The organism is Trichloromonas sp. (genome assembly GCF_041583255.1).
Classification (GTDB): Bacteria; Desulfobacterota; Desulfuromonadia; order Desulfuromonadales; family Trichloromonadaceae; genus Trichloromonas.
Window position 1 is genome coordinate 1 of the sequence record NZ_JBFHGD010000130.1, and the last position, 9,433, is coordinate 9,433.

Here is a 9,433-nt window from a genome sequence, read left to right on the forward strand (position 1 = left end):
CGCGCGGAACTGGTCGATCACTGAGGCTGCATCCAATCCGAGAGTTTCAGCGTACAGCTTGAGAAATCCCAGCAGGTAGGCGTCGCCGGGAAACCCGTCGAACCTGTCCGCCTCCATGTCCAGCAGGAAGTTGGCCCGGATACGGGTTTTTTCGGCAATCGCCGGCAAGGACAGTCCGAGTTCCTCGCGGCGCTGCTTCAGGGTGATCCCGATGGTCAATGGTTCGATTTCAGTCATGGTCATTTCAACAGCTCGATATAGCCCTTGGCCAGTCTGGCCGATTCTGAAGCTGGAGCAAGCCGAACCACCTCGGCAAACGCCTCCTGCGCTTCTTTCTTCTGTCCTGTTTTTATACTGGCGAGCCCAAGCTTGTAGTGGGCATCGGTGTAATCGGGAGCGAGAGCGAGGGCCTTGCGAAGGGACTCGATGGCCAGGTTCCATTTATTCAGTTCATAATAGACTTCACCGAGTCGCAGGTGGGCCACCGGGAAGCGAGCATTGCTCGAGATGGCCTTCTGGTACTCGCCTACCGCATCGAGGTAGGCGCCTTTTTGAAAATAGGCGTAACCCATCCCGGTCTGGGCGATTTCCGGGTTTCCGAACAACAGATTGGAAGAAGCCTGGCGAAAATATTTGATAGCATCATCCCAACGTTGCATGTCCAGGTACAATGCACCGATATTATTCTGGTATTCCGGCGCATTGTCGCTGAGCTTTATGGCTTTGAGATAGTGTTTTTCCGCTTCGGGATAGGCATTCTTGTACTGGTAGACCTGCGCCAGCGCGTTGTGATAGTCCGCATGCTGCGGGTCGGCTTCGACCGCCAGCAGAAATTCCTTCAGGGCGGGGGTCAGCTGCTGCTGGCGGAGATGGGATAATCCTACCATATAATGCGCTTCGCCTAACGACGGCTTCTTTTCAGGTGCGCTGCAACCGAAAGTACCCAACAGCAAAACACAAAACATCAGCAACAGAATCTGCTTAACCAAGGCGTCCTCCTAGAGTGTGGCCAGAAAGCGACCATGTTTTTCAATGAATACGCGCCTGCGTTCATGCAGATCCTCAAAAATGGGACTCGGAACGGCAACAGCAGAAGGAGACGCACCGGCAGGCGCCGGCTCATTCTGCCGATCTTTCCCGCCGTGAGTCAGCGGGAGGGCATCCCAGCGCTCCCGTTGCGCCACGGGGTCGAGCAAGTGAAATTCCATGTCATCCAGACGAAACCCGAGCGATTCGGCAAAATGCGTCCCCTCGTCAAGAAGCGCCGTCAGCTTCTGAGCTGCCACCTCGCCCTGCGAATTGCGGTAAACCGCCAGCCGGCGACTCTTGAGCAGATGGAAGACCACCACCACCTGCACCCCCTTCGAACCCTCATAGACGCAAAGATAAGCCGAAGATTTCTGGGACGGCAGACCCGGCAGTGCCACCTGGCTGTCGCCCAGCGAGCAAAAGAGGCGCCGCACGCGTTCTGGCGAAACCTCAAGACAATCGCACTCCTTATCCCACTCGAACATCGGCGCTCCCTGCGGATCAGGCCAACCCGTCGAAATCGGTCAACAGCTTAAACTTGCGAAAACGCTCTTCCACCTCGTCAAACTCAAGCCTTTTCAACCGGTTGAGACTGAAATCCTCGACCGTGAACGAAGCCATGACACAGCCGAAGACGATAGCCTGGCGGATGCTCGCCTCGGACAGGTTGCGGGTGGAAGCGAGATACCCCATGAAACCACCGGCGAAGGTGTCCCCCGCCCCGGTCGGATCGAAAACCGTCTCCAGGGGATACGCCGGCACGGTGAAAATCGAATGCTCGGTAAACATGATCACCCCGTATTCACCCCGTTTGACCACCAGGGTTTTCGGCCCCATGGCCAGGATCGACCGGGCCGCCTTGACCAGGTTCGGTTCGCCGGCCAACTGGCGGGTCTCCCCCTCGTTGATGATCAGAATATCGACATGGGGCAGGGTCTTCAGCAGCGCCTCGCGCTTGCCCTCGATCCAGAAATTCATGGTGTCGCAGGCCACCAGGAGCGGTTTTTTGACCTGGTTAAGCACATCGAGCTGCAGTTCGGGATCGATATTGGCCAGAAATACGTACTCGGCGCTTTCGTAGCCCGCCGGCAGCTCGGGACGGAACGCCTCGAAAACATTGAGCTGGGTGTCAAGGGTGTGCGCCTCGTTCAGGTCGAAACCGTAACGCCCCTTCCAGCGGAAGGTTTTGCCCGCGGCCGTCTGCAGCCCGCGCAAGTCAATCTCCCGTGAGCGGAGAAAGTCCAGGTGCTCTTGCGGAAAATCGCTGCCGACAACCGCCACCAGGCTGACATCGGTGAAAAAGCTCGCCGAAGTACTGAAATAGGTTCCGGAGCCGCCGAGCACCTCTTCAACCTGGCCGAATGGGGTTTCCACGGAGTCAAAAGCGACCGAACCTACCACCAGCAAACTCATACGTACATTCACTTTCTATTAAAAACAATAAAGGGCATTGTAACCGGATTGACCGGATGGCGCAACCCGCCAGAAAAGAAGAGCTTAAAGGTTTTCACCCATCAACACCGCGAGCTTCTGGCGGGCGGTTTCCGAGATCAGTTCCCTGCGGGTCATGATCGCGTATTTGAGGGCTTCGCCGCAAGCGCAGCGGCGCTCTCCCGACAGCCGCTTGACCGCCGTCTTGATGATGTCGCGGGCGGTGGCCACGTTCTGCTGGATGATGGCGATGACTGCCTCGACCGATACGTCATCGTGCTCATGATGCCAGCAGTCGTAATCGGTCGCCAGGGCGACGGTAGCGTAGCAGATTTCGGCTTCGCGGGCCAGCCGCGCCTCGGGGATATTGGTCATGCCGATGATGTCGACCCCCCAGCTGCGATAGATGTTCGACTCGGCCCGGGTTGAGAAATTCGGTCCCTCGATGCAGATGTAGGTTCCGCCCTTGTGCACGGTGGCCCCCACTGCGGCCGCCGATTCGTAGAGCACCTGGGAGAGATCGCCGCAGACCGGGTCGGCAAACTGAACGTGACCGACCACGCCGTCACCGAAGAAAGTCGAGGCACGCTTTCCCTGGGTGCGATCGAAGAACTGGTCGGGAATGACGATATGACCGGGCACGATCTCTTCCTTCATGCTGCCGACCGCCGACACCGAAATGATCTGCTCGACGCCGAGCTTTTTCATGCCGTAAATGTTGGCGCGATAGTTGACCTCGGAAGGGAGCAGCCGGTGGCCGCGGCCGTGGCGGGGGAGAAAGACCATCTTCACCCCGTCGAGCACCCCGGTAATGTAGGCATCGGACGGTGAGCCGAACGGCGTGTCGAGCACCACCTCCCGGATGTTTGTCAGCTCCTCGATTTCATACAGACCACTGCCGCCGATAACACCGATTACAGGTTGAGACATGTGCAAAAACCTCCGGTTATTTCTTGACACGTTATGAACAAGCCATGATTATGCCGGCGAGTTTTCCCCTGGTGCCGGCAGGCGGCCCTGGGCCTTTTCCAGCTTGCCCTTGAGCTGGCCGCAGGCCGCCGAAATATCCTGACCTTTGCTGGCCCGGCGGATGGCGACAATGTCCCGGCTGAGCAGATAGGTCTGAAACGCCTCGATGCTCTCCGCTGTCGGAGCGTTAAACGGCGACCCTTCATGCTCGTTGTAAGGGATCAGGTTGACCTTGGCCTTCACCCCGTGCAGCAGGCCGACCAGCCGCTTGGCGTCCTGCAGGGTATCGTTGACCCCGCGGATGAGGATGTATTCGAAGGTGATCCGCCCTCTTCCATGCAAAGGATAGTCCCTGCAGGCCGCCATCAACTCCTTCAGCGGGTAGCGGCGATTGACCGGCATGAGCTCGTCACGCACGGCATCGGTGGTGGCATTGAGGGAGACGGCCAGGTTGACCCGGACACGCTGCCCCAGCTCCCGCATCTGCGGAACCAGACCCGAGGTGGACAGGGTCACCTTGCGCGCGCCGTAGCCAAAACCGTCGTCGAGATAGAAAATCTGCAGGGCCTTGACGACGTTATCCAGATTATGCAGGGGCTCGCCCATTCCCATGAGAACGATATTGTTAATCGGGCCGTCCTTGAGGGCGGCGCAGACCTGGTTGACGATTTCTCCGGCTTCAAGATTGCGCACCAGGCCGAAGGAACCGGTGAGACAAAAGGAGCACTGCATGGCGCAGCCGACCTGGGTCGAAATGCATAGCGTCGCCCGCTCGCCCTCCATGGGAATGCGTACCGTCTCGACAGTCTGGCCGTCGGCCAGCCGGAAGAGATACTTGCGGGTGCCGTCGCGGCTGTCTTCGACCACCTCGGGCTGCCAGTCGGATATGGTCGCACGCTTCTCCAGTTCTTCGCGAAAAGCCTTGGAGAGGTCGGTCATGTCGGCAAAGGAGGTGGCACCGCGGCCGTAGATCCAGCGCACGATCTGCTTGGCGCGAAACGGTTTCTGCCCCATCTCTGCCAGCAGCGCGGAGAGCTCCTCCATGGTCAGGTTTTTCAGATCGATCAAACTTCCAGCTGTCATCCGATGCCTGCAAAAGCGTTGTTTCTCGCTGATTTTAAAATAAAAAAACCCCTCGGATCATACCCGAAGGGTCAGTTTTCTACAAGGTCAATCTAGGTTATGCGATTTACAGCAGTTCGAGCCCGGAGAAGAAATAGGGGATCTCGAACGCGGCGGTTTCGGGGGCGTCGGAGCCGTGGGTGGCGTTCTCGCCGATCGAGGTGCCGAATTCCTTGCGCATGGTCCCCTCAGCCGCTTCGGCAGGGTTGGTCGCTCCCATCAGGTCGCGCCATTTCTTGATGGCGCCTTCGGCTTCGAGCACCATGACGACGCAGGGGCCGCTGCTCATGAAATCGGTCAGTTCGCCGAAGAAGGGGCGCGCCTTGTGGACATAGTAGAAACCTTCGGCTTCGACCTTGCTCATGTACAGCTTCTTCAGACCGACGATCGTGAAGCCTTCGGCGTAGATGCGGGCGATAATCTTGCCGGCGTTGCCAGCGGCAAAGGCATCGGGTTTGACGATAGCGAAAGTTCTTTCCATGTTCAATTCCTCCATTGACGGATTCGATTTATGTAGTACAAACGTCGCGCTTTGTAGCATCCCGGAAGACAAAAGTCAAGCCGTTCCAGGACAACCGCTAATCAAACTCGATCCGGTAATAGAGGTCGGCGCCGCTTTCGAGCCCGACGTTCGACTCGAGCTCCCAGCGATCCGTCAGCGTGTAGCGCATGCGAAACTCGTTGGTGCTGGTGAACAGGGCATGGCCGAGACTGACGTAAAGCTTCGGGCTGAGATACTTGCCGATGGTGACCACCGAGCTGGTGACATCGCCGTTGCCGGCCTGCACCTCGAGCACATCCAGGCCGAGGCGCCGCTTGAGCCGATCCTGCAGTACCGCCGACTCCCCCTTGGACAGAAGCGCCCCGGCGGCCGTCATCAGCAGGGCACTCTGCCCGCTGTCCGAACCGAGGGGGCGGCCGAGCACGATATAAGCCAAAATGTCGGTGTCGGGCATCATCGGTTCGGAATAGAGCTTGGCCACCGGATGCCGCGGGGTGCCGGTCACCTGCACCCCGGCCTTGACTTCACCGGCCTTGCGCAGGGCGAGAATATCGAGAGTCGGACGATCCACCGGCCCGCCGGCAAAGAAAACATTGCCGCGTTCGATGTTCAGCCCGAGGCCGTAGGCGGAATAAGCCCCTTCGACCACGTAAATCTTTCCCTGCGCGGTCACCTCATCGAGGGCGGTGGCCTGCAGCTCCACCTCTCCGCCGAGCCGGGCATCGATACCGTTGGCCTTGACCAGCACGTGATCGCCCATAAGGATGCGAACCCGCGCATCGAGTGCCACGGGCAGAGCTCTGGGCGGCGGGGCGGCTTCGGCATCGACGATAATCAGGTCGGGGCTGGAGGCCACCGGCGATGGCGCGTTGCGCGCGGCTATCAGCGCCTCAGGAATGGTGACGCTGCCGCGCAGTTTGACCTGCTGACGATCGCCGGAAAGCTGCAGATCGGGATTGACCTTCAGCTGCAGCTCCGGCAGGTTGACGAGCTGAAAGTTCTTGCCGCCGAGCTTGAACTGATACGCCTTCGGCAGCCAGTCGGCCAGCTGTACCTCGCCGCTCCCCTCGAGGCGGCCGGACCCGGACTTCATGGAGAAGGCGTCGAGCAAAATGCGGTCCGCGGCCAGCCTCCCCTTGAACCCAACATCTTTCAGCTGCACCCCGGCGGCCGGCAGGTAGGCCGAGGCTCCCGCCAGGCTGAACGGCCCCCCCAGGTCAGGTTGTGCCCAGGTGCCGCCAAGAGTCCAGTCGAAATCAAGTTGACCGCTGGTTTCGCGGACGGACCCGGGGAACAGGGAGGTCAGCAGCCCTTTCTCCTGCAGATAGCCCGACAGCGCCCCCCGGACCGCCCCTTCCGGCTCGATGGCCACAGGCCAGCGGGCCGGCAGCGGCAGCTGAAACTCTCCCTGCAGCCGACCGTGGTTATTGAGAACCACAACGGCATCACCGGAAAGGCTGTCGCCGCGCCAGTTCCAGCCGATCGCCGCCTGGTGCAGCTCTGCCGCCAGAGTCCCCTCGTCCTCCTGCCACTTCAGGCGGCCGCCGCCGATTTCAGCTTTTCCTTCAAGGAAAAGATCGGCGCCGTTTGCCCAGCCCCCTGCTGCCGAGCCGGACAGGGTCCCCTCGGCATCCAGTGCCTCGGGCCCCCAGGGATAGAGGCGGGACAGGGACAGCCCGTCGAAGCGGACGGAAAAATCTCCTGCCGCAGGAAACGCCTGACGGGCCGGTTCGGGAGAGCGGACCTCTGCCGTAAGCTCTCCCATGTCACCGAAATCGGCCCTGGCCTGGCCGCTCAGTCCCCGCCGGTCCCAATCCAGGGTCAGCAGACCACCAGCCAGGTCGAGCTGCTGCTCCCCTTTGGCCAAGCCACCGGCAACGCGCACTTCCGCGAAGAGTTCAAGAAGATCGCGGTCCTGTAAATGGAGCTGGAGATCGCCCGAAGTGGTTCCGCTGGCCGCCCAGCCATCGAGCCAGGGATCGGCATGACTCAAGCGGAGAGCATTCCATTGCAGCTGGGCCACCCCGCCCAGGGGGCCCAGGGTCATCACCCCGTCCAGCTCGACCGCCTCACCCAGCGGACTGACCAGTTTTAGAGGCGCGAGCTGCAGCGAACCGGCGTCGAACTGCAAGGCGGCATGCTGCGCCAGGGCCCAATCGCCGAAAGGGGTTTGGGCCAGGCGCACTTCGGTCAACTCTCCGGACCAGTGGCCAGCCTGGTAGCCTCCGGAGAATTCCACCTCCCCCCTGCCGGCGTCAGTCAAAGCGTCAAGCGTCACCCCGTGCGCCTCCGGGCGCCCTTGCAGCGCCAGCGACAGGGATTCGACCGGCTGATCTCCGGCCATGCCGCCCTGCCCTTCGGCCAGGATGACATAGCGACTATCCCCCACCGGTTTCTCCGCGGAGATCGCCAGGCGATCAAGGGAGAACTCCGCGTAACGCAGCCCGCTCCCCTGCACAGCCAGACTGCCGTAAATCTCCTCTTGTGCCAGGTTCACCCAGCCCTTGGCATCCATCCGGCCATCGAGCCCGGGAAGCAGCCCGGAGAGCCGGCTGGCCGAAGCCGTAAAATCGAGTCGCCGGCTGAGCCGTCCGGCAGCCGTCAAATCGATCCCTTCACCGTGCAGGTCGAGCCGGGCGATATCGACCTCGGCGCCCTGAAGGCGCACATCGACCCCACCCGCCAGGGCCTTGCCGTGCAGGGTGCTATCGAGCAGTTCACCGGAAAAGTGCATCGCAAGAGGGGCATCACCGCTCTGCTGCAGCTCCGTCCGGAGGTCGAGATTGACCAGGCCGGGCCATTCGGGAAAGAGACCGGCCAGATCAAGCTCCCGCCCCTGGGCAGTGCTGCGCAGGGAGAAGCCGTCGAACCAGCCGATATTGAGGTCGCCATTGACCCGCCCGCCCAGCCACTGGCCGGCCAGCCCGGTAAAACCGATCTGCTCGAGGTCGCCATCGAAAAAGCCCGCCAGCCTCGATTTAAGCCAGCCATCAACGCGGTTTTCCACGACGGCGCGCCCGCGGTATTCATCCACATCGCCCTCTCCCTCCAGCTCTCCGAAGAGCAGCAGCGGGACGCCGGCCAGCTCGGAAAGATCGAGATGCTCCACCCCGACCGTCGCCTTCCAGGGGAGGCCGTTGCCGAGCTGCGCGCTTCCCTGCACCAGCAGCCGGTCGGGATGGCCGGGAAACCGGATCTCCCCGTTGCTGACCTGCAGGGTTTCGCCGGAGAGTTCAACCGGGGCGACCACATCGAACCAGGCCTTCTGCGCATCGTAGAGGAGCGCCTCGAGCTGTCCGACAGTTGCCGTCGAGTCGCTTGCCGCGGCGAGATCGAACTTCAGTGCCGCCCGTTCGACGCCGGCAATACTTTCACCCAAAACGATCTGCAGCTCCCCGGCCAGGCGGGAATTCAGCAGGTCGGCAACCAAGTGCCCCGCAAGACCGATTTCGGGCGATGCCAGCTCCAGCTCCGAGATGGCCAGGGCACCCCCGCTCCAACGAGCAGCGAGTCGAAGACGTTCGCTTTGCCAGAGAGTCTCTTCGGGGCTGCGGATGACCAGCCGATCGATGTTCAGGGCGGCGATATCCGCCGTCACCTGCAAGGGCCACCCGGACAGCTGCGGCCAGCGAAAAACAAAGGGCTCGGCGGGACCGGAAGTCTCCGCAGAAGGGGCCTCGAGCAGGATATCGACATCGGCTACCGCCAGCTCCGCGATGTTCAATTCACCACTGAACAGCCTGACGAAGGACCAGTTGAGGGCGGTGCGCCCGACCACAGCCGTCCCGCCGGGCCAGTGAACCCGCAAGCCGTCAAGCTGCAACTCATCGGCAAGACGTCCGCTGATATGGTCAGCCGATATTTCAACAGGAGACCGTTCGAAAAGGGCGGCAAGCAGCCAGGCACTTCCGGAGGGCGACCAGACCAGCCAAAGGCCCAGCACCAGCACGGCGGCCAGAAGCGATGAAAGGACCGCGAACCCATATTTAAAGATACGCACTACCATCCGAATCCTACGCTCAAATGGAGACGCCAGGCAGGATCGGGTTCACCGACCTGGCGGGCGTCGTCAACCTTGACCGGGCCGACCTGGGTGTAATAACGCACACCGATGCCGGCCCCTTGCGCCCACTCGATATCTGAAAGGCTGTTGAACGCGTTGCCGACATCGTAAAAACAGGCCACCCCCCAATTATCCCAAAGCTTTCTTTCCAGCTCGATACTGCCGACGGCCAGATGCTTGCCGCCTATGGTCTCGCCCTGGGCGTCTTTCGGGCCGAGCGACTGGTAACTGTAACCACGCACGCTCTGATCCCCGCCGGCAAAAAACCGCATCGATGCCGGAACTTCTGCGAGGGGCTCGTTCTGCAAGGTGGTTGC

Annotated in this window: 9 protein-coding genes; all 9 read right to left on the reverse strand. The window is 61.1% G+C overall.

Translation table 11 applies throughout. From position 1 onward, the window contains the following. On the reverse strand, positions 1–237 hold a 237-nt coding region (locus ABYV89_RS11015), incomplete at its 3' end, for a helix-turn-helix domain-containing protein (protein ID WP_432823002.1). 2 nt (positions 238–239) lie between these two features. Beyond that, complete coding sequence (locus ABYV89_RS11020) at positions 240–887, reverse strand: tetratricopeptide repeat protein (protein ID WP_432823003.1); 648 nt, start codon at positions 885–887, stop codon at positions 240–242. Positions 888–998: 111 nt separating this feature from the next. Then, positions 999–1,514, reverse strand: coding sequence for a hypothetical protein (locus tag ABYV89_RS11025; protein WP_432823004.1), 516 nt, complete (start codon positions 1,512–1,514; stop codon positions 999–1,001). A 16-nt stretch (positions 1,515–1,530) separates the two neighbouring features. Further along, on the reverse strand, positions 1,531–2,442 hold the full coding sequence (locus ABYV89_RS11030) for a PfkB family carbohydrate kinase (protein ID WP_432823005.1): 912 nt from the start codon (positions 2,440–2,442) through the stop codon (positions 1,531–1,533). 84 nt (positions 2,443–2,526) lie between these two features. Then, positions 2,527–3,390, reverse strand: coding sequence for an S-methyl-5'-thioadenosine phosphorylase (mtnP, locus tag ABYV89_RS11035; RefSeq protein ID WP_432823006.1), 864 nt, complete (start codon positions 3,388–3,390; stop codon positions 2,527–2,529). 48 nt (positions 3,391–3,438) lie between these two features. Further along, the gene (gene rlmN / locus ABYV89_RS11040) at positions 3,439–4,512 is read right to left on the reverse strand and encodes a 23S rRNA (adenine(2503)-C(2))-methyltransferase RlmN (RefSeq protein WP_432823007.1); all 1,074 of its coding nucleotides are present in this window, start codon (positions 4,510–4,512) and stop codon (positions 3,439–3,441) included. Positions 4,513–4,618: 106 nt separating this feature from the next. Next, positions 4,619–5,032 (reverse strand): nucleoside-diphosphate kinase, encoded by a 414-nt coding sequence (gene ndk / locus ABYV89_RS11045; RefSeq protein ID WP_432823008.1) that lies wholly within the window; start codon positions 5,030–5,032, stop codon positions 4,619–4,621. 97 nt (positions 5,033–5,129) lie between these two features. Continuing rightward, a complete protein-coding gene (locus tag ABYV89_RS11050) occupies positions 5,130–9,059 on the reverse strand; it encodes a translocation/assembly module TamB domain-containing protein (RefSeq protein WP_432823009.1) in 3,930 nt (1,309 codons plus the stop codon). Then, a partial coding sequence (locus tag ABYV89_RS11055) for an autotransporter assembly complex protein TamA (protein ID WP_432823010.1) occupies positions 9,053–9,433 on the reverse strand: 381 nt, incomplete at its 5' end. The genes ABYV89_RS11055 and ABYV89_RS11050, both read right to left, overlap by 7 nt.

Bases quoted from the DNA above. Each gene is read 5' to 3' on its own strand.
- ABYV89_RS11020 (WP_432823003.1), bottom strand. From the start codon at position 887: ATGGTAGGATTATCCCATCTCCGCCAGCAGCAGCTGACCCCCGCCCTG.
- ABYV89_RS11025 (WP_432823004.1), bottom strand. From the start codon at position 1,514: ATGTTCGAGTGGGATAAGGAGTGCGATTGTCTTGAGGTTTCGCCAGAA.
- ABYV89_RS11030 (WP_432823005.1), bottom strand. From the start codon at position 2,442: ATGAGTTTGCTGGTGGTAGGTTCGGTCGCTTTTGACTCCGTGGAAACC.
- mtnP (WP_432823006.1), bottom strand. From the start codon at position 3,390: ATGTCTCAACCTGTAATCGGTGTTATCGGCGGCAGTGGTCTGTATGAA.
- rlmN (WP_432823007.1), bottom strand. From the start codon at position 4,512: ATGACAGCTGGAAGTTTGATCGATCTGAAAAACCTGACCATGGAGGAG.
- ndk (WP_432823008.1), bottom strand. From the start codon at position 5,032: ATGGAAAGAACTTTCGCTATCGTCAAACCCGATGCCTTTGCCGCTGGC.
- ABYV89_RS11050 (WP_432823009.1), bottom strand. From the start codon at position 9,059: ATGGTAGTGCGTATCTTTAAATATGGGTTCGCGGTCCTTTCATCGCTT.